This window comes from Saccharibacillus sp. JS10 (assembly GCF_024436065.1).
Lineage (GTDB): Bacteria > Bacillota > Bacilli > Paenibacillales > Paenibacillaceae > Saccharibacillus.
Map to the genome: position 1 here is coordinate 143731 of NZ_JANFNS010000001.1, position 19890 is coordinate 163620.

At 45.1% G+C, this 19890-nt stretch carries 22 protein-coding genes; 19 read left to right on the forward strand and 3 right to left on the reverse strand.

Going from position 1 to position 19890, the window contains the following annotated elements:
- Positions 1-91: 91 nt before the first annotated feature.
- From NOM90_RS00635 to NOM90_RS00650, 4 genes are all read left to right on the forward strand, one after another.
- Positions 92-1276 carry a hypothetical protein gene (locus tag NOM90_RS00635; RefSeq protein ID WP_255939234.1) on the forward strand — a complete coding sequence of 395 codons (1185 nt, stop codon included), beginning with the start codon at positions 92-94 and terminating at the stop codon, positions 1274-1276.
- Positions 1277-1393: 117 nt separating this feature from the next.
- On the forward strand, positions 1394-1879 hold the full coding sequence (locus tag NOM90_RS00640) for an NUDIX hydrolase (protein ID WP_255939236.1): 486 nt from the start codon (positions 1394-1396) through the stop codon (positions 1877-1879).
- A gap of 16 nt (positions 1880-1895) precedes the next feature.
- The gene (locus tag NOM90_RS00645) at positions 1896-2345 is read left to right on the forward strand and encodes a DUF1569 domain-containing protein (protein ID WP_255939237.1); all 450 of its coding nucleotides are present in this window, start codon (positions 1896-1898) and stop codon (positions 2343-2345) included.
- Positions 2346-2375: 30 nt separating this feature from the next.
- Positions 2376-2816 (forward strand): VOC family protein, encoded by a 441-nt coding sequence (locus NOM90_RS00650; RefSeq protein ID WP_255939238.1) that lies wholly within the window; start codon positions 2376-2378, stop codon positions 2814-2816.
- A gap of 61 nt (positions 2817-2877) precedes the next feature.
- Here NOM90_RS00650 and NOM90_RS00655 read toward each other — a convergent pair whose 3' ends face one another.
- Positions 2878-3276 (reverse strand): SET domain-containing protein, encoded by a 399-nt coding sequence (locus NOM90_RS00655; RefSeq protein WP_255939240.1) that lies wholly within the window; start codon positions 3274-3276, stop codon positions 2878-2880.
- A gap of 119 nt (positions 3277-3395) precedes the next feature.
- On the opposite strand from NOM90_RS00655, the gene NOM90_RS00660 reads away from it, so the two are divergent.
- The 10 genes from NOM90_RS00660 to NOM90_RS00705 all read left to right on the forward strand — a co-directional run bounded on the left by NOM90_RS00660 (position 3396) and on the right by NOM90_RS00705 (position 13804).
- The gene (locus tag NOM90_RS00660) at positions 3396-3803 is read left to right on the forward strand and encodes a hypothetical protein (RefSeq protein ID WP_255939242.1); all 408 of its coding nucleotides are present in this window, start codon (positions 3396-3398) and stop codon (positions 3801-3803) included.
- 29 nt (positions 3804-3832) lie between these two features.
- Positions 3833-4300, forward strand: a complete 468-nt coding sequence (locus NOM90_RS00665) for a hypothetical protein (RefSeq protein ID WP_255939244.1) — start codon at positions 3833-3835, stop codon at positions 4298-4300.
- Between the two features lie 144 nt (positions 4301-4444).
- Positions 4445-5338 (forward strand): class I SAM-dependent methyltransferase, encoded by an 894-nt coding sequence (locus tag NOM90_RS00670; protein WP_255939245.1) that lies wholly within the window; start codon positions 4445-4447, stop codon positions 5336-5338.
- 225 nt (positions 5339-5563) lie between these two features.
- Positions 5564-6115: a GrpB family protein gene (locus tag NOM90_RS00675; RefSeq protein ID WP_255939246.1), complete on the forward strand. Its 552-nt coding sequence runs from the start codon at positions 5564-5566 to the stop codon at positions 6113-6115.
- 158 nt (positions 6116-6273) lie between these two features.
- Complete coding sequence (locus NOM90_RS00680; RefSeq protein WP_255939247.1) at positions 6274-8112, forward strand: heparinase II/III family protein; 1839 nt, start codon at positions 6274-6276, stop codon at positions 8110-8112.
- Positions 8113-8193: 81 nt separating this feature from the next.
- Positions 8194-8655: a DIP1984 family protein gene (locus tag NOM90_RS00685; protein ID WP_255939248.1), complete on the forward strand. Its 462-nt coding sequence runs from the start codon at positions 8194-8196 to the stop codon at positions 8653-8655.
- Between the two features lie 252 nt (positions 8656-8907).
- Positions 8908-9141, forward strand: a complete 234-nt coding sequence (gene hfq / locus NOM90_RS00690; protein ID WP_255939249.1) for an RNA chaperone Hfq — start codon at positions 8908-8910, stop codon at positions 9139-9141.
- Positions 9142-9289: 148 nt separating this feature from the next.
- Positions 9290-10657, forward strand: a complete 1368-nt coding sequence (locus tag NOM90_RS00695) for a dihydrolipoyl dehydrogenase family protein (protein WP_255939251.1) — start codon at positions 9290-9292, stop codon at positions 10655-10657.
- Positions 10658-11092: 435 nt separating this feature from the next.
- On the forward strand, positions 11093-12685 hold the full coding sequence (locus NOM90_RS00700; RefSeq protein WP_255939252.1) for an acetate--CoA ligase: 1593 nt from the start codon (positions 11093-11095) through the stop codon (positions 12683-12685).
- A 201-nt stretch (positions 12686-12886) separates the two neighbouring features.
- Positions 12887-13804: a DMT family transporter gene (locus tag NOM90_RS00705; RefSeq protein WP_255939253.1), complete on the forward strand. Its 918-nt coding sequence runs from the start codon at positions 12887-12889 to the stop codon at positions 13802-13804.
- Here the strand turns inward: NOM90_RS00705 and NOM90_RS00710 are convergent.
- A complete protein-coding gene (locus NOM90_RS00710; RefSeq protein ID WP_255939254.1) occupies positions 13695-14303 on the reverse strand; it encodes a GNAT family N-acetyltransferase in 609 nt (202 codons plus the stop codon). The two genes, NOM90_RS00705 and NOM90_RS00710, sit on opposite strands and share 110 nt — an antisense overlap.
- A gap of 132 nt (positions 14304-14435) precedes the next feature.
- Here NOM90_RS00710 and NOM90_RS00715 point away from each other — a divergent pair, with 132 nt between their 5' ends.
- From NOM90_RS00715 to NOM90_RS00735, 5 genes are all read left to right on the forward strand, one after another.
- Positions 14436-14732, forward strand: a complete 297-nt coding sequence (locus tag NOM90_RS00715; protein ID WP_255939255.1) for a DUF3219 family protein — start codon at positions 14436-14438, stop codon at positions 14730-14732.
- A 20-nt stretch (positions 14733-14752) separates the two neighbouring features.
- Positions 14753-15220: a DinB family protein gene (locus NOM90_RS00720; protein ID WP_255939256.1), complete on the forward strand. Its 468-nt coding sequence runs from the start codon at positions 14753-14755 to the stop codon at positions 15218-15220.
- Positions 15221-15278: 58 nt separating this feature from the next.
- A complete protein-coding gene (locus NOM90_RS00725) occupies positions 15279-16211 on the forward strand; it encodes a LysR family transcriptional regulator (RefSeq protein WP_255939257.1) in 933 nt (310 codons plus the stop codon).
- A gap of 18 nt (positions 16212-16229) precedes the next feature.
- Complete coding sequence (locus NOM90_RS00730) at positions 16230-17354, forward strand: 5-methyltetrahydropteroyltriglutamate--homocysteine S-methyltransferase (protein WP_255939258.1); 1125 nt, start codon at positions 16230-16232, stop codon at positions 17352-17354.
- Between the two features lie 181 nt (positions 17355-17535).
- Entirely contained in the window at positions 17536-17943 is a 408-nt protein-coding gene (locus NOM90_RS00735) for a hypothetical protein (protein ID WP_255939259.1), read from the forward strand.
- Positions 17944-18017: 74 nt separating this feature from the next.
- Here the strand turns inward: NOM90_RS00735 and NOM90_RS00740 are convergent, their stop codons facing one another.
- On the reverse strand, positions 18018-19640 hold the full coding sequence (locus NOM90_RS00740) for a diguanylate cyclase domain-containing protein (protein WP_255939260.1): 1623 nt from the start codon (positions 19638-19640) through the stop codon (positions 18018-18020).
- Positions 19641-19890 lie beyond the last annotated feature (250 nt).

Consider the following 19890-nt stretch of genomic DNA (forward strand, 5'->3'; position numbering starts at 1 on the left):
ACATTTTCAAACTTGTTCGAAACATTTTCGAAGTATTTGTTGGGTACACTGGTTGTAATCAGATTGACTCAACGAGGGGAAGGATTCAAACATGAGCATAAATCAGCAAAAAATAGCGAAGTCGCGAAATATCCAAAAGTTTCTACAAAGCAAAAGGATCGCTGCTGCAACGATATTGATCTTATTGGCAGGTTGCTCGTCGCCATCCGAAGGAACGGTGGTCGTGTCCAATGCCTCCAATGCTCAAAATCAAGAACAAACGTCGCCATCGGCTTCGAATATTACCGTTACGGAAAATACGAATGAATCGGTATACGCGGATCTCAAACTTGACGATATTCAACAGATCAAAGGCGTGCGCGGACAAGATTGGCTGAGTGAAAAACAAGTCATTGTGAATCGTCAAGAAGCAAATGGCGAGCCGATCGAGTTTTCTGACGGACAGACGTTGCCCCAAGGGTTGTACATCCATAATATCGCCGATGGGAAAGAAACTGAGATCGTGGCAGACAACACCCTTTGGGGAGGAGCCAAGTTGTCGCCCGACAAAAAGCATCTTTTTTATCTCGAAGTGTTTGAAATGACAGGGATCGGGCATATTATGGATTTGGAGACCGGTAAATCGGTACAAATCGCAGGTGGCAAAGAAATTCTGATCGACGGCGCTTGGTTAGATAATGAACATCTGGTATATGGCAATATCGAAGGGCAGCTATTCCAAAGCGATCTGTCCGGTAAAAGTCAGCAACTGCTTGATTTGGCGGACGCAGGCAAGAGAGCAAATGGAATTCAAGCTGTAGGCGATACGATTTACTATACAGGCTTAAATGAGCAAGAAGTATTTGCTTACGATACCTCGACGAAAAATCTGGATCGTTTCGGTAAAAATATCGAATGGGTGATACCAGCTCCGGATGGCAGTCAGTTGGCATTAGTGAAAAGAGATGAACAAAATGAACGAACATTAATGCTAACCGATCTTGCAGGAAATGAGAAAAAGACGCTCACACGTGCAACGCAAATCTTCGGTACAAGTTGGTCGCCGGACGGCAAGCGTTTGGCTTACACCGTCACTTCTCCAACAGATAAAGGTCAAGACGGATTTTATATTTCCGATGCAACAACGGGTGAAGCTTTTATGATCTCTTCGGATCTCGCGGACGCCGGCGATATTATGAAATGGAGCCCTTCAGGAACAGAGATTATGGTCAATAAAGTAAGCCGAACTGGCGGAAGTTATTCGACAGAAGCTTCGATTATTACGGTTTCTTGGTAAGAAAAAAGCAAACGGAAAGAAGCCTATACAGATGCGTAGGCTTCTTTTTCTATTCACGCTAATCATAGAGGGTTATACTGGATGTAACTTTGAAATCCTCGTAAAGGTGGGAATCTATTGAGTTTTTATGTGAATGCGAGAGCTTTTGTAGAGCGTGTCACCGAGCAGGGGACAGAACTTCTGATTCAGACTCGAACGAAAAAAAACGAAGAATCGTTAGAACTCCCTGGAGGAAGATTAGAACTTTACGAATCGATCTTGGATGGGTTGAAAAGAGAAGTGTATGAAGAAACCGGGCTAATTGTGACGGAGATCGAAGGCAGCGAAACGCGAGTGGATACAAGAGGCATTAATCCTGATTTTGAAGTTGAATGTCTGGCACCTTACTGCGTGTACCAAACGATCAAAGGTCCGATAGATTCAGTGGGTATGTATTTTATTGTGAAAGCGGAAGGCACGCTGCTTGAAACCGGAGATGACACAGTTGATATTAGATGGGCAAGTGTACAAGAGATCCAGCGGTTATTAACAGAAGATGCGAAGCAATTTTCGGATGTTGATCGAGCGGGAATCATGTATTATGTCAAACATCGTAAATTCTGACGAAGGAGTTGTCTTGATGAAAAACCTTTTCGATCTTGAAGCTTCGCAAGAAGTGCTGAGTCGTATAGACATTCTTACACCGGATGCTCAAGCTTTATGGGGGAAAATGAACGCAGCTCAAATGCTTAACCATTGTTCAAAATTTCAAGATGTTGCAGCAGGCGATTTAATTAGCGCAAGAAGTGTTTTAGGACGAATTGTAGGTGGCTTGGCGAAACCTATTTTTTATAACGACAAGCCGTTGCCAAAAGACATGTCCACCCTGCCTGAGTTAGTTATCATCGAACCTCAAACTTTTGAGACTGAGCGTGCAACATTGAAGCAGAAAATTCAAAATTTTCAGAGTCGTGGAGCACAGAATCAGCCGCTACAACTACATCCTTTTTTCGGAAAATTAACTTCTGAACAATGGGGAAAAGGGTTATACAAGCATCTGGATCATCATTTAAAACAGTTTGGCGTATGACATTTTTCTTTTAGAAAGAAGGTATAAAAGATGATTCCTGCAAAAATTTCATTAGTCACAGTTGCTGCATATCATGTGCCAAAATTGCGTGAGTTTTATCTAAGTTTAGGCTGGGCAGAAACCGAGATTAGCTCGGATAACTACGCGGTGTTTCGGACATCGGGTGTACTTTTATCGATTTTTCCGATTGAAGAAGCTTTGCGAGAAGCCGGTCTAGAGCCGACTCAGCAAGATAGGACTCCTCCAATCTTCAAAGGGGTAACGTTATCGATCAATGTCGAGAATCCTGAGCAAGTCGATTACATATTGCAAGAAGTAGAAAAGCACGGTGGACGTACGATAAATAAGCCGAAAGACGCAAGTTGGGGAGGGCGAATTGGACATTTTATGGACCCTGAAAATAATTTGTGGGAAGTGGCTTGGAATCCGACCGCTACATTCAATGAATATGGCGCCATGATTTCTTTTTAGAAAAATGAATGCAAAAAAGCCGAACCGTAAAGCAATCGCTTTAAAGCCCGGCATTTTCTTTTTATTTTTCTGTCGGCTCCGATTGATCTTCCATAAACCACAGCGGGTCCATACAATCTTCTTCGCCGTTGTAATTAATCAAAATTTCTTCGCCGGCTTTAATGTCCGTATAGGCATAAAAGTCGAACGTGTGCTTTTCAAAACTGATCTCATACGTAGCGTTCGGCGTATAGGAGTGATTGATTAGGCTGCCGTAACCGAGTAAAATCGCAGTATGGTTGGCACCGTATTGAAACACATAATCTTCTAAAATCGTTTTTTCGACATGTTCGTGATCTTCGTTCTCGTAAGCGACGACTGGAGCTTCATGGATCAGTTCGCCTTTTGCAATATCGCGCGTCGCAAAAACGCCGCGTGTAAATTCGCCTCCACTGAGCGCGGAATGTTTCACTTCAATCATAAGGTCACCTTCGCATTTCCTGAATTGGGTAAAGATTGCCGGATCGGGCATAACGATAATTGTAGCCCAATCCTGCGAGCACAGCAAGAAATTAAACTCGACGTTTTAGAAGGAGCCGAATGATGAGAGAGCCTGAAGATGCAGCAAAAGAAACCGGAATCATCGATTATATTATCTCTTATAGTCAAAATAAGCGTCTTGCACAGATCGAATATCGACCTTCGCGGCAAATCGACGATTATTTTTACGGAAAAGTATTGGAGCAACAATTTCCTCCGCGCCTGGTCTGGTTAATTCACGAATATGATGAGTTGGTTCAGCATGTTGTGATGACGTTGCTTGAAGAAGTCGAAGAAGAAATTCATACGTATGATCTGCGTCTGGAAAGTTCGAACCGTCGCATTTATAATGTGATGTTGATGGAGCACGATATATCCTTTTTCACGCAGCCTGCCGGTATCGAAGAATATGCGGATCGCCCTATCATCGATAATAGCGTCAATCCGCATAACGGCTCAGAAGGTTAAAAGGAATAGCAAAGGAGGAATTATGCAAGATGTCTTTGATTGCTGAATTTCGAAAAATGCCAATTAAAAAATTCGAAGAATGGTGTCTTTCTGTTGCTATTGAAGGAAATGCAGAAGACGCTCATGCCTTTCTACAACAAAATGCCAAGCCATTAACAGAGTATGAAGGTTCGGGTTACGTGTATTCGACGTTGCTGGAGTACCTGGCTGAGAACGGTATCGATCTGGAAGAGTCGGAATATGCGGTATTGGCTTCTCAATTAACCGACGAACAATATGCCTTGTGTGCGGTACTCACCAACGAGCATAAGCAGTTGTATCTGGACTCCTTGAATCTAGCTAACTTTGATGAAGAAGAATTAAGCGAGTATTACAATGAATTTAATGATACAGCAGAAGCAGAAGCGGGCTCATGGATGTTAGAAGCGATTCGAGTGCTACAATTCAATTTGCGTGAAGCCAGCGAATCGTCTGTCGTTCTGCTGACCTTAGTATAAAATTTCATAAAAAAGAAAGCGAAAAAGTACCTTCGGGTACTTTTTTCTTTTGCCATAAAATGAGTAGTTTACAATACATATATTATAGATATATAATATCTTTAATAAACGCAATCAATTTTTTGTAAAGGATAAGGTGAACTCATGACTAAAGATTTTTTCGATCCAAAAGTGTGGCAGCAAGAATGGAAGCAATACGGAGATGGCGCGGCAGAGCGGATGCGACGTTCAGGCATTGACCCGGCAACCGCATTCAATAACAAAGCGCAAAAGTTTAACGAGCAGTCTTTTAACGAAGAAGGGCGTAGACGCAGCGCAAGAATCGTAAATTGGCTTGTTAGCCGAGGCGTACGGTTTGAAGGAGAATCCGTGCTAGACATTGGTGCAGCTTCCGGCGTGTTTACGGTGCCTTTTGCCGAGCAGGGTGCGTATGTGACTGCTTTTGAATCGTCGCCTCCTCAAGTTGAATTGCTCCAGCAAAACACGGCTAAATTTGTTGAAAATCCTGTACAGATCGTATCGGGCGAATTTGAGAAAATAGATATCCAGCAAAAAGGTTGGCAAAATGCGTTCGATCTTGTATTTGTCTCGATGTGCCCAGTCGTACATGATTGGGACAGTGTGGAACACATTTTGAGTTGCGCCAGAAAATTCGTATATATCAGTATGCCTGTCAGCTCGGCGGAAAACAGTCTGATTAACGAAGTTGTGCCTTTGATTACGGGAGAACCTTTCCAACCGAAAATGACCGAAATGGCTTACTTGCTTCATTTGTTGGCTTTGAAAGGATATGCGTATGAGACCTTGGTGACTCGCGAACAGAAAATCACTGAATTTGATACGCGGCAACAAGCGTTAGAACATACGATGACGTGGCTGCGCCATCACAAATTACCGTCGGACGAACGCAGCCAATCGATTGCCTGGCGTCATATTCAAGAACATTATCCAAGCGAAAAGCTTCAGATTTATGAAGGTGGACGATTTGGAAAAGTGCTTATTCGGCTGCAAGATCAACACATGTACGCCGAAGAATAAGTGCTATACTAAGAAGCATGAGACACTCTATTCAAAAACTGCTACATTTGGCAATTGGCGAACTGGTTGCGGTCTTCGTACTCATTTGGGCTTTTTTTAGACTACAACCGCTATGGCGTTTAGAGATCGGAAGTCAGGATTTAATCTATTTGAGCTGAGGCGTCAAGGTTTACGGCATTCCCATTTGAATCGGATGATTCGCGGAAAAGGAGGGCGAGCACCTTCATGACGAATAATCACAATCCAGAGTGGCCGGTATGGGCAACCGAAAGCGTGGAAATTAAGCCTTTTGATTCGGAATGGTTGGCAAAAGGAAACGTCGAAGGAAAGCATCTGCACCAATTACTAAAGCCTTACGGAGTAAATGTTGTTGAGCATATTGGAAGTACTTCCGTGCAAGGGCTACCGGCTAAGCCGATCCTTGATCTGATGGCAGAAATCCCTTCTTTTGACGAACTGGACAAGGTGGTTGCAGCCCTTCTTGAGCAAGATTGGCATTACGTACCTCCTGAACTGGACGGAATTCCTTCGCGGCGGTTTTTTGTAAAAGTGAAGCAAGACAAACGTCAATGTCACCTTCATCTGATGCTACCGGGTGAAGAACGCTGGGAGCGCCAGCTTCGTTTTCGAGATATTTTACGAAATCGACCCCATTTTGTAACCGAATACGCACACTTAAAAATGCAATTAGCCGAACGTCACAAAGACGATCGAGAAGCGTACACGCGTGCAAAAACCGATTTTGTAGCCAGAGTATTGAATGAACCAACCAAGTAAAACCAAAAGAAGCCGGAGAAGAAATTCTCGGGCTTCTTTTGGTTTTTTTAATAAAGTTGCAGTCCGAGTTTCTAACTGTAAGCAGGAGTCTGAACTTTAGTAGCGAATGATCTTCGTATAACGGTTACTTATTTCGTTACAAGTTCAGGAGGTTATCGATGATCGCTTACCGTCAGCTAAAAGAAGTATTTCTCAAAGATTCCTCACACCCCAATCATTTTCAGAAAGAGATGATCACAGCGGAAAAGTTGGCATGGATTCGTACTGCCGAGCATTTTCGAGAACTTTTAGCTGAAATCCGCGCTGAAGCTGAACTCTCTGTCTCTGAGCCGATGCCTATACTAGATTTTCATACGTTCAAAAAGTTTCATGAGCAGGGAACACGTTTGGAATACGAGCAGCTGTACTTTGGTAGACGAGGCAGATTGTTATCTTTGTCTTTAGCATTCATCATCGATGAAGATCAAAAGTTTCTGACTTCGTTAGAAGCAATAGTGTGGGAAATTTGCAATGAATATAGCTGGGCATTACCCGCGCATTTGTCTTATAACGAAGAAAAAGATTCGAATCATAAGTTACCTCATGATGTAGTCGATTTATTTGCTGCGGAGACTGCTCAAGCGTTGGCGGAGATGCTGGCTTTGGTCGGAGATCGTCTGCATCCGTGGATTGCGCAAAGGGTGCACCAAGAGATTGAGCGCCGCGTGTTTGATCCTTGTTTTGGCAGCAAGCGTCCTTTTTTCTGGTTTTCGGCGGATCATAACTGGGCGGCAGTCTGCGGAGGAGCAGTCGGTGTGGCAGCTATGCTGTTGATGACGGACCGGGAACGTCTCGCTTGGGCGCAAACCAAAGTCGTGAATGCGATGGAAAGCTTTTTGTCGGGATATGGGGAAGACGGTTGTTGCACAGAAGGAGCTGGGTATTGGACATATGGCTTCGGATATTATGTATATTGGGCAGAAATGTTGTATACGTTTACAAATGGTGAAATCAATATGCTGCAAAATGATAAAGCACGTCGAATCGCCCAGTATGCAAGCAAAGTTACTTTAACTTCACCGGATTGCGTTAATTATTCGGATTGCGAATCGGAAGTCCATTTCCACCCAGGGTTGATGAGTCGTCTGCGAGTACGGCTTCATATCCATACACCGAATGTCGTTGTTCCGCCTTCTTTTCACAAGGATCATACATATCGCTGGGCACATCAAATACGTAATTTGTTTTGGTATGAAGAAACTCAGTCAGCAGAGTCTGGCATTATTTCAGAGTCCGTCTTTTTTGAAAATGCAGCATGGATCATTGATAAAAAAGCGACATCGTCAGGACTATTCGCTTTTTCCACCAAAGGCGGACATAACGACGAACCGCATAACCATAATGATCTGGGCCATTTTATTTTGCATATCGCAGGCGATACATTACTAAGTGATCTGGGACCGGGAATGTATACGCAAGATTATTTTGGCGAGCGCCGATATGAACATCTGCATACTTCATCGCTTGGTCATTCGGTTCCCGTCATTAACGGCGCAGTGCAGCAAAGTGGACAAGACTATACCGCTTCTGTTTTGCAAAATGAATACAGCGAATCTACGCTGCGCATCAAACTGGATCTGACAAAAGCTTATGGCACCGAAAGTGGTCTGTCTTCGTACATTAGGCAATTTAGTTGGAGCGTCAAAGAAAACGAGCGAAAATCGGAACTTGAGATCGAAGATCAGTTTGAATTTACGACTGTGACTACCTATGAGATCATCGAACATTTGATCAGTCTATATCGTCCAATTCTTCAATCTGGAGTCATTTGTTGGCGAGGAAACCGAGGGCAAGCAGAGTTACAATACGACCCTTCAACTCTGGAAGCGAAGGTCGAAGAGGTACAAACGCATAAGCATCTTGGAGAATCTCAAACGGTGTATCGGATAGCGCTTCGAGCAGTCGGCGTAGCCGATAAAGTGAGTCTGAAGTGGAGCCTATATGGTTCAGCCCTTTAACAAAGAAAAGACACAATAAAGCGAATTGGCTTTCGGTAGGGTTTATTCGGTATAATAAATGCAAATAAAGGAGGCGACCCGATGAGACTGGCGGAAGCATTGGTACAACGTGCCGATCAACAGCGGAAAATCGCACAATTGAAACAAAGACTGTCACGCGTAGTAAAAGTACAAGAAGGCGACGTTCCGGCAGAAGATCCTAAAATTCTAATGTCTGAACTACACGAAGCAATCGGTAGTTTGAGTCAATTGATCAAAAAGATCAATAAAACCAATTCTTTTACTTTGTTTAGCGAAGGTGTAACGCTTGCGGATATTCTTGCCGAGCGGGATCGAATCATTCAAGAACGCAACGCATTAAACGAAATTTTGGAAGCTGCTTCCGTAAGACAAGATGCGTATAGCCGTTCTGAAATCCGTTTTTATCGGACGATTGAGATTCCTGAACTGCAAAGCCAAGTCGATGGATTATCCAAATCGTATCGCGAGCTGGACTTTAAAATCCAAGAAAAAAATTGGACGGTCGATCTGATCGATACGTAAATCAACATTGCCGAATTTCGCAAGCAGGTAATCCGCATCATCGAAGCGAACATAGACCCCTTCAACGGGTATTGTTGAAAAGCGACGGCGGCTGGGCCAAGCCGAAAACCTTTAAAACTAAGCCCAATACGGTAACAAAAGTGCGTGCACGGATGTATCGGGAACAAGTAACCGTAACTACCTTATGTTGGTCGATGGTCGGATGAGGGCGGGTCAGGGGATTTGCGAGATGGACAAGAAAGAGGGATTGCGATGACTAACGGGCAAGCTGGAGAACATAAGTCAGGATCACAACAAGACGATCGGCTGAAACAACTGTGTGATGCCAAGATCGATTGTACAGTCATTACCGTAAACGGAGCGCGGATTCAAGGCAAGATTGAAGCGTTCGACCGTTTTGTAATTGTAGTCTTGACCCCAACAGGCAAACAAAGTTTAATTTACAAACATGCGGTGTCAACGATTGTTGAAGGCATGGGTAAATAATAAGGGTTCCGAAAAAGGATCGAGATCGAGAAGACACTTCTTGGTTTCGATCCTTTTTGTGCCTAGACCGATCAAGCATTGATGATTCGGGTAATGGTTAGCGAAAGAGTAAAGATCACTATCGTATACAGAGAGCGGGGAATTTATTATGACGCAATCATCCGAAACCCATTTCGATCTGATCGTACTTGGCACAGGTAGTGCCGGACAAAATGTAGCGACTTCTTGCCGCGAAAAAGGATGGAATGTGGCGATTATCGATCCTCGTCCATTCGGCGGAACCTGCTCGCAACGCGGCTGTGATCCAAAACGCGTATTAGCCGGTGCAGCCGAACTGATCGGACGGAGCCGTAATTTTACAGGTAAAGGGATCGCTAGCGAAAATAACATTAAGTGGTCTGACCTCATGGCATTCAAACAGACTTTTGTTGAAGGAATCCCGGAATCGACAGAAGAGAAATTCAAAAAAGCGGGAATTCACTATTTCCACGGAACCGCCTTTTTTGTCGATCCTCATCAGATTCAAGTTGGCGAACAAAAGCTAACCGGAAATAAAATCGTGATTGCGACTGGAGCCAAACCTGCGCCGCTTTCGATTGAAGGCGAAGAGTTACTGATGAATAGCGAAGGCTTTTTGGATTTGGAGTCTTTACCGGAAGAAATTGCTTTCGTAGGAGGCGGCTATATCTCATTCGAATTCGCACATATTGCAGCAGAAGCGGGCGCTAAAGTCCATTTAATCCATAACAACGACCGACCGCTCAAAAACTTCGATCCCGACCTCGTCGATGCTTTGGTTGAAAGTTTGAAAAAAATCGGCGTGATCTTCCATCTGAATACGAAAACCGAAAAGATTACGCAGCAAGGCGAAACTTATATTTTAGAAGGAACAGAAGACGGGCAACCTTTCCGCATAGAAGCCGGCGCCGTCATTCACGGAGCAGGTCGTGTACCGAATATCGATGAACTGCAACTAGACCAAGGCAAAGTCGACGCCGATAAAAAAGGAATCACGGTAAATGAAAATATGCGCAGCGTAAGCAATGCGGATGTGTATGCAGCAGGCGACGTATCCGGTTCACCAGGTCTTCCTTTGACACCAATCGCAGGCTTGGAAGCAAGCGCGGTAGTAGCGAATCTACTGGACGAAGGCAACAAAACGCCGAACTACACCGCTACGCCTTCAGTCGTTTTCACCTATCCAATGCTAGCTTCCGTCGGCATGACCGAAGAAGAAGCGCAAGAAAGCGGCAAAGACATCAAAGTCAATCTGCTGGATATGTCCGACTGGTACACGTATAAACGGATGGGCGAAAAGCCAAGCATGGCAAAAGTCATTCTCGACAAATCCGACGGCTCCATCCTCGGCGCCCATATCCTTAACAGCCAAGCCGAACATCTAATCAATTACTTCACCATCGCCATCCGCCACGGCTTAACCGCAAGTCAACTCGGCGACACCCTATTCGCGTATCCTAGCGATGGCAGCGATATTCAGTATCTGCTGGAGATGTAATCTTATCTCTTGTTGTAATCCTGAATTTAAATGAATCTTATCTTTTAAAAGCCTTCATTCTAAACCAAGAATGAAGGCTTTTATCTTTTCTCCCTTCCTTCCTTGTATTAAAACCAAAAGTAACTGGAAGCCAAAAGACGTAGAGAGAATTCAGTGCAGGAGCGTAAGCGTTCGCCTTTGAAATTGAGAAAACTCCTATCAAGAGTCCAATCCATTTTCTCAATTTCAACAAGCGACCGAAACGAATTTCTCTCGCAGTCTTTTGGCTTCCAAGCACCCCAGCTATTTTTCATCATCTTATGTCATAAATGACACCTGTCACTTAACACCTGGTCTTAATACATGTTATACTAAATGTCATTCACTCCTAAGAGCGACAACTCGCTTATCAGTGTTAGTTTCACGACTATGTTTTTTCAAAAGGAGCACGATCGGATGAAATACAACCAATGGTTAGCGCCCGAGCGCTATAACCTTACCTCAGAAATGGAGCATCACGCTCCTGACAAAATCGCACTCAAATGGCTGGGAGAAGCCGACGAGAAAGCAGAGATCACCTACGGCGATCTGCTGAAACAAGCGAATCAACTGGCAAACGGTCTTGCCAAGCAAGGTCTTGAAAAAGGCGACAAAGTACTCGTGACCGTGCCGCGCCGTATCCTTGCATACGTCGTTTATTTGGCTTGTCTGAAACTCGGCTTGGTCATTATTCCGTCTTCGGAAATGCTGAGAGCCAAAGACCTTTCTTACCGGTTGCGTCATTCGGAAGCGCGCGCGGTGATTTCTTGGCCTTCGGTGACGGCTGAAGTGGATAAGATCGAAGAAGAACTGCCTGAGCTGAAATACCGCATCTTGGCGACAGAAGCCGGAGACCTTTCGACGACACGAGATTGGATCAATCTCAATGCGTTGATGGAAGGTCAATCCGATACGTTCGAGGCGGTCGATACATCGCGCGACGACATGGCGATCTTGGCTTATACATCGGGAACAACCGGCAACCCAAAAGGCGTCGTGCATACGCACGGATGGGGCTTTGCGCATTTGCGGATCACTTCTTCGTGGCTCGATATTCGCGAAAGCGACACGGTATGGGCGACAGCCGCTCCGGGTTGGCAAAAATGGATCTGGAGTCCATTCTTATCCGTTCTCGGCAATGGCGCGACAGGGCTTGTATATAGCGGAGCTTTCGAGCCGAAACGTTATCTGCATTTGCTCCAAGATTACGGCGTAGGCGTATTATGCTGTACGCCAACAGAATATCGCTTAATGGCAAAATCGCACGCATTGACCGAATTCGATTTGAGTCAATTGCGCAGCGCCGTATCGGCTGGCGAGCCGCTTAACCAAGAAGTCATTAACGAGTTCCGCAAACATCACAATCTAACGATTCGAGACGGCTACGGGCAGACGGAAAGTACGCTTCTGATTGGTAATCTGATCGATTCCGAGATCCGTCTGGGAGCGATGGGTAAATCGATGGCGGACGGTCTGGCACTTGTCGTAGATGACGAAGGGGTTCCGGTAGCAGCGGGAGAAGTCGGCAATATCGCGGTGCATAGCGAACTTCCTGCATTGTTCCGCGAATATTTCAAAGACTCCGATCGCAAAGGGCAATCGATGCGCGGCGAATACTTTATTACGGGTGACCGCGCAAGTCTGGACGAAGAAGGTTACTTCTGGTTTGAAGGACGCGGCGATGATATCATCATCAGCTCGGGTTATACGATCGGGCCTTTCGAAGTCGAAGAAGCATTAATGAAGCATCCGGCAGTCAAAGAGTGCGCAGCAGTGGCAAGCCCTGACGAAATTCGCGGCAATATTGTCAAAGCTTTTATCGTACTTCGCGACGAAGTCGAAGGTACGCCGGAGCTGGTCAAAGAACTGCAAAATCGTGTCAAAGAATGGACAGCGCCTTACAAATATCCACGTAAAATCGAATTTGTAACCGAGCTTCCGAAAACCGCTTCTGGCAAAATTCGCCGGATTGAGTTGCGTGAGCAAGAAAAGCGGAACGTATCTCAATAAATAATCCAAGCGGCTTTAACGTCTATCGACGCTAAAGCCGCTTTTTTTGAGCGTAAATCTTTTTCTCGTAAACCGTAAAATCGATATTTTTGCTGGATGACCGATATATCGATACATTTTTCCGACAAACGCTGATATGATGAGAACGAATAGGCGTAAGCCTCAGAAAAAGAAAGAAGTTAGGGTGGAGAACAACACAACATGAAAAAGTCAATCATCTTTCCGTTGACCATCTCAATTATCGCGATCTCATTTTCTGCGATATTCGTCAAATGGTCGGATGCGCCGGCAACGGTCATCAGCATGTACCGCATGTGGTTCGCTTGTATCTTGATGCTTCCTATTGTCTGGATCAAGCGCGAAGAATTCAAAAAGATCACGTCAAAAGAAACAAGATTACTGATCTTTTCCGGTCTGTTTTTGGCGATGCACTTTGCACTCTGGTTTGAATCGCTAAAATTAACGACCGTTGCGAGTTCGACGATTATTTTGGCGCTGCAACCGCTTGTTTCGCTTATTGTCGGATTCTTTTTATTTAAAGAACGCACGACAAGAGCTTCGATTGCGACCCTTGCTGTAGCGACCATCGGTGTTGGTTTGATCGGATGGGGCGATATTGGACTGAGCGCTCAAGCGATTCGCGGCGATATTTTATCGTTCCTATGTGTGATTGCAGTTGTCGGATATTTGTTTATCGGGCAAAATGCTGTGAGAAAAGTCTCGCATTGGATCTATAGTTTTTGCGTGTTTTTATCAGCGGCAGTCTTTTTGACGATCTTCAATCTGGCGACGACGCAGCCTTTCTTCGACTATCCGCCGAAAGAATGGGGGGTGTTCGCACTGCTCGCTGTCGTGCCTACGTTATCGCATATCATTAACAACTGGCTGCTTAACTATGTGAATGCAACGACCATTTCAATGAGTATCTTAGGCGAACCGGTCGGTGCTTCGCTGCTTGCGGTATGGCTGCTCGGCGAGCATATGAGCATTATTCAACTCATTGGCGGCGTTATGGTGCTGGTGGGGATGTCCCTGTTTTTGATTCGTCAGTCAAGTGCGGCACGTCCGGCGTTGGAACGATCTTCGGACGCGCAAGCAGCGACAACGGAAAGCCCATAAATCGCAAATAGAGTTTCAGGTAGTGTTCACGGTCAATCGTTCCGCCGCATACCAAAGCTTCATACCAGACGCCGAATTCTTTGACCAAAAAACCTGAACCCGTGTATCCATTTCGCACATAAAAGTTTCTTCGGCGCAGCCGTTCGTCAAGATTCGGCGAGTTGGGATCTGCAAATTCGATATTCAGCACAATACGATCATTCGGATATTGGTTGCGAAGTTGCTCCAAAATCTCGCTACCGTATCCTTGTGAACGCTGAGTCGAATCTATGGCTAGATACATCAGGTATACGAGTTCTTGATCGCGTGCCAAATAAACGAAGCCAATTGGTGACCCATTTTTGAAATAAGCGATAAATTCGACAAAGGGCTTCCGCGCTTTCCTGAGAAGGATTGAGAGCGGGGCTCTTTCGTTTGCCGGAAAAGCTTCTTCGTATAATTGATTGATCCATGGAAGAATCGACGATTGTTTGGTGATATCTTCAGTCGTTAGCGACATATCCAGACTCCTTTTTGATCAGCAAGTGGTTGATTCCAGTGTAAAGCTATAGCATCATGGTCGCAAATCCTTTACAGTAAATATAGTTCGAGTAGAATGGATTTTAACTGCTTTAGAAAAGAGGCGATAAGATTGAACACGGAAGTTCAGATCGACGAACGCATATTTGCCGTTACCGATTTGCGCCAATTTACGGTGGAACGTTCGGACGGGCAAGAGCAGCAAATCTTTTCGTTTGATTTTAAAGTGACGCATGAAGAGTACCATGATGTCGCAACGCTGCTGTATAAAGGTTCTTTCCGTCTGCAAATTCCGCAACTTCATGTGGATTGCGAAGCGGATATCTACAATTATTCGACTTCACTCGATAATTTGTATGAAAAAGGAGCCATTGGCGACTATCATCTGGAATTAGCAAAGAAAATTTAATTTCTTCAAGGAGGTCAAGTATGACGCCACGCGAAATTATCGAAACTCAACTTCAAACATGCTGGAATCAAAATGGATGGTTTACCTCGATGGCAGCATCGGTGAATGAACTGACTGAAGACCAAGCAAGCTGGAAAAGCAACGATGAAACCAATAGTATTCATGAGATCGTGAGTCATTTGAACTTTTATAATGAACGATATCTACATCGCTTTCTCGGCGAGTCTGTTTCTTCTTTTGAAGGAGATAACGACGATACATTCACGAAAGCAGAGTCAGAGTCGCAGTCTTGGTCAGACACGATCCAGAACTATAACAACATTATGGATCGGTGGATCCAAGCCGTGAACAAAAGCGAAGACGAAAACCTGAACCGCTGGCTACAAGACCTGACGCATCTGACGATTCACAATGCGTATCATATCGGACAGATTGTTACGATACGCAAGCAACAAGGTTCTTGGGATGCGACTAAAGGCGTAAGTTGAGGCGAATCAACGCCACGAATAACCGAGAAAAGGAATCTCGGAAAGCGGGGGAACGGAATTGACTTTACAGCAGCTCAGGTATGCAATCGAGGTAGCAGGCTGCGGTTCGATTAACGAAGCGGCAAAACGTCTTTTTATCTCGCAGCCCAGTCTGTCTAACGCGATAAAAGATTTGGAGCAAGAACTCGGCATCACGATTTTTGATCGAACCAATCGGGGAATTACGTTATCGGCAGACGGCATCGAATTTATGGCACATGCTCGTCAGATCGTCGAACAAGCGGAACTGCTTGAAGGTCGTTACAAAAACAAACGCCGTACATCCGTACATTTTTCGGTATCGACTCAACATTATGCGTTTGCTTCCGAAGCTTTTGCTGCTTTGATGGAAGGCGTTGACGAAAACGAGTATGCGTTCTCTTTACGCGAAACACAGACACACGACATTATCGAAGACGTACGAACGCTTCGTAGTGATCTCGGTATATTGTATTTGTGCGATCGGAACGCTCGGGTCATGAACAAATTATTCAGCGATGGCAGTCTCAAATTTACGCCGCTATTCAATACACAACCGTCTATTTTTGTCGGTGCATCGCATCCGCTTGTTCGGCGAGGGATTGTGACCTTAGATGATCTTCATGCGTATCCGTATGTGACTTTTGATCAAGGAGAAAATAACTCGCTTCATTTTGCAGAAGAGATGTTGAATATGCCGGAATCGGCGCGTAGTATCAAAGTAAATGACCGAGCGACATTGTCGAGCTTGCTTGCAAGTACACATAGTTACACCGTAGGCAGTGGGATTTTACCCGCAGAATTGGACGGAACGGTGCTGAAATCACTTCCGGTCGATACAGGCGAGCTATTTACGATTGGTTGGATTGCTCACAAAGATCGTCGTCCAAGCCGGGTTGCGGCATCTTATGTCGATCTGCTTAATGATCTGGTCGCACGCCGTTATTTTGCAGCCAATCAATTTTTATTTTAACACATTCAGGAGGCGCGTATGCAAAGTCCAGTGATCGGCACAACCCGAACAAAACCGCCTTTCCGCTGTGATCTAGTGGGTAGCTTTTTGCGACCGCCAGAGCTGATTGAAGCTCGGAAGCTACATCGGGAAGGATTGCTTTCGGATGAAGGATTAACCGAACTTGAGACAGCAGAGATCATTAAGCTGATCGATCGGCAAAAAGAGGTTGGGCTTTCTGTAGTCACCGACGGAGAATATCGGCGTTCGTGGTGGCATCTTGATTTCTTTTTTGGAGTAGAAGGTACGGAGAAGATTGATTTGAACGTTGCAGCAGGGCGAGCCGAAGCCAAGCAACGTGCAGAAACATTCCGTGTTTCGAATAAAATTTCTTTTGGCGACCATCCGATGCTTCGGCATTTCGAGTCCTTGCGCGAGTTGGCAGCCGGAAGCGGCATGATGCCCAAAATGACGATTCCTTCGCCGTCGCTGTTCCATTTTGTCCAGCGTTATAATGGTGGCGAAGCGTATTCCAATGACGAAGAGTTGTTTGCAGATATTGTTCAAGTCTACCGAGATACGATCCAAGCTTTTTATGATGCCGGTTGTCGGTATTTACAGATGGATGATACGTCTTGGGGAACTTTGTGCAGCTTGCTGCATCGTACACAGCTACGGAGTCAAGGCACCGACCCGGATCAACTCGCGGCAGATTATGTCCGTTTGATCAATGAGTCGATCGCTTTGCGTCCCAGCGATATGACGATTGCGCTGCATGTATGCCGGGGGAACTTTCACTCGACGTGGTTCGCTTCGGGCGGATATGAACCGGTAGCTGAAGCTTTATTCGGCGGCTGCAAAGTCGATGTCTTCTTCCTCGAATACGACAATGAACGGGCAGGTGGATTCGAGCCGCTGCGTTTTATCCAAGATCAGTTCGTCGTATTGGGGCTTGTGACAACCAAGCACGGCGGTCTTGAAAGCAAAGAAGCGTTAAAAGCTCGGATCGCCGAAGCTTCGGCTTTCGTTCCGCTGGATCAGCTTTGTCTCAGTACACAGTGCGGATTCGCTTCGACAGAAGAAGGAAATCTGCTGACCGAAGACGAACAATGGGAAAAAATTCGCTTGGTTGTAGAGACAGCGGCAGAGGTTTGGAGTCAATAAATACAGTCTTTTTAAGCTTGAATATATAGCCAAGTCCCGGTTCTGAGAACCGGGACTTTTTTTATGCGGTAAATAGGAGTACAATAGGGAACCAAATACACAGGCGGCACGGATTTTGCTTCAACGTAAGCGTTGGGTTTAAGTCGATCTGGCTGCAAGGAGAAGGAGCGAAGAAAAATTTATGAATGTTCATATTCCCGATAATGCCCGGCGCGACCTCGCGTTAGTAGGCTGTCCGCAATGTATGTTTCGATTTGAAATCCCGAACTACAGATTGGGTATGCGTCATCGATGCCCGGAATGCGAAGCGGCGATCAAGCCCAAATATGTCCGGCGAGCACTCGATTGCGGCTATTCGCTGAGCTATCATACTTTTCTTCAGCTTATCACCATGCGCCCTTATCGCGACGAGATCGTTCCGTTAATTGGAGCTTGGTTCGGATATAGCGTTGAATATCAAGGTCGGACGTTGTCGGTGCGAAATGCGGCAGGGCATCCGGTGGATACCGAGACCATGCACGAAATGATCCAGTCCAGCAGTCGGTGGCAAGAGATTTTATACCGCAAAGCCGGGAAGTTTTTCAGATAAAATAGAATTTGCAAATAAGAAAAGCCTACCTTAGGGATTATCCTAAAGTAGGCTTTTTTACGATCTAAAAGGGGCTATCCTTGAAACGTCACTCGATTTTTCCCGTCTTTTTTCGATAGATACAAACACTCATCCGCAGTATGGATCACGTCCATCACATTTTGATTAAGACGAGTATAGAAAGCAACGCCGATACTGCATCCAATCGATAATTGATTCATTTCGACGATAAAAGGATTGTTGATAAGCTTCAGCGTTTCGGTGGCAATCTGTTCGGCTTCGGTATAAGCGTTCTCGATTGGGCTGCGCGTGATTAGCAAAAATTCATCGCCGCCCAAACGTACCGTGATGCCGCCTTTGGAAGTAACCTTTTGCAGACGTTGAGCGACTTTTTTGAGCAACATATCGCCGACTTGATGCCCTAATGTATCGTTAACCTTTTTGAATCCATCCAAGTCCAAATACATAAAAGACAACGTCTCGTGAGTAGGGTCAAAGCTTTCGATCGTTTTTTCCAAATAACGCTCTAACGCCAATCGATTCGGCAATTCCGTCAACTGATCGCGTAACGCTGCGTTTTCCATATGACCTAGTGCATGTTCGGTACGCAGGAGCGAATCCAGCAGACTGCGTAAAGCGCGCGATAGACTGCGAATATCTTTGAAGCCTTTGGTTTCCGGGATTTCGGTATCATCGCCTTTACGGATACGGTCTGCCGCGGTAGTCAGTGCTCGAATCGGACGAGAAATAAATTCGGCTGTCACCAGACCCATTCCAATAAATAAGATCGAAGCTAAGGCTGCCGCTATCGCGACATCAAGGCGGATCTGATTTACGGGTGCGAAAGCGACCGATTCAGGTTGACGAACAAGTACGGTCCATTGTAACCCCGGATAATCCAAATAACCATCGCCATAAGCGTATCCGGTCAAATACTTTTTGCCATCGTCCCATTGTTCGAGTCTCCATGAGTTTGATCCGTTTTGAGCGTTTTTGACGCTATCCAGATCCAGAGGTTGCCCTACCCAGCCGTCAGGACCGAGTAGTACCGTATTATCTTTTTTACTCACGATAAAAAGTTCGAAATTCTTATTATGTTCGATTTCGGGAGTAAGCAGTGTGCGTTCGACTTCTTTTGCCCATTCCCAACTCAGATGCGCGGCTAATACGCCGACCGTGACACCTTTATCGTTTTTGACGGCGTAACTTACATCGACAAATTGTAACGGTTCTTTGTTCGGATTGGGTAGTAGTTTGGCAAGGAGTACGGCTTCATGTACATCCCCGGTGAAAAAGCCTTTAATCCCTTCTTGAAACACAGGGCGTTCTGCGATATTTTTCCCAACTAGAATACCGTCTGTTCCTGCTAATACATCCCCTTTGGTATCCATAAATCCGATCCATGAGAATGAAGGAAAGCTGGATTGAAGCTGATCAAGCAATGTCTGAATAGCTTTAGGATCGGAAGCTTGTTTCAGCAAATCAAGCTCGGTTAACAATTTTACTTCGCTGGCACGCGACCACATAAAGTTGTCTAGTTTGTCCGACATTTGATAAGCGGTTCCGGCTAAAGAAACTCCAATTTCTTGTTCGATCGCTTTCGTTGCGCGTTGATTGGTAATGTAGCTGAGCGTGGTGCTAAGCAGGATAACGAATGCAACGAAGATAAGAGCCAGAAAAGTCCGTATTTTGATCATAAAAAGTACCCTCCACCACGAATATGCCAAGTCTCTTACTTATATATCGTGTGGAGTAAGCCGAAAATGAATATATTTTGACTTTTTATGCTAAAATTCGACAAAAAAAGCGCTCTTCCGTAGAAGGCGCTAATGATTATTGAGTAAGTCTTGAATAAATGAGTCATCTACGATCAAGCTTGATCAGGTGCAACATTGACATCATACAAATCGCACAAGTCAGTGACCAGATTTATTTTGTTAACCAATT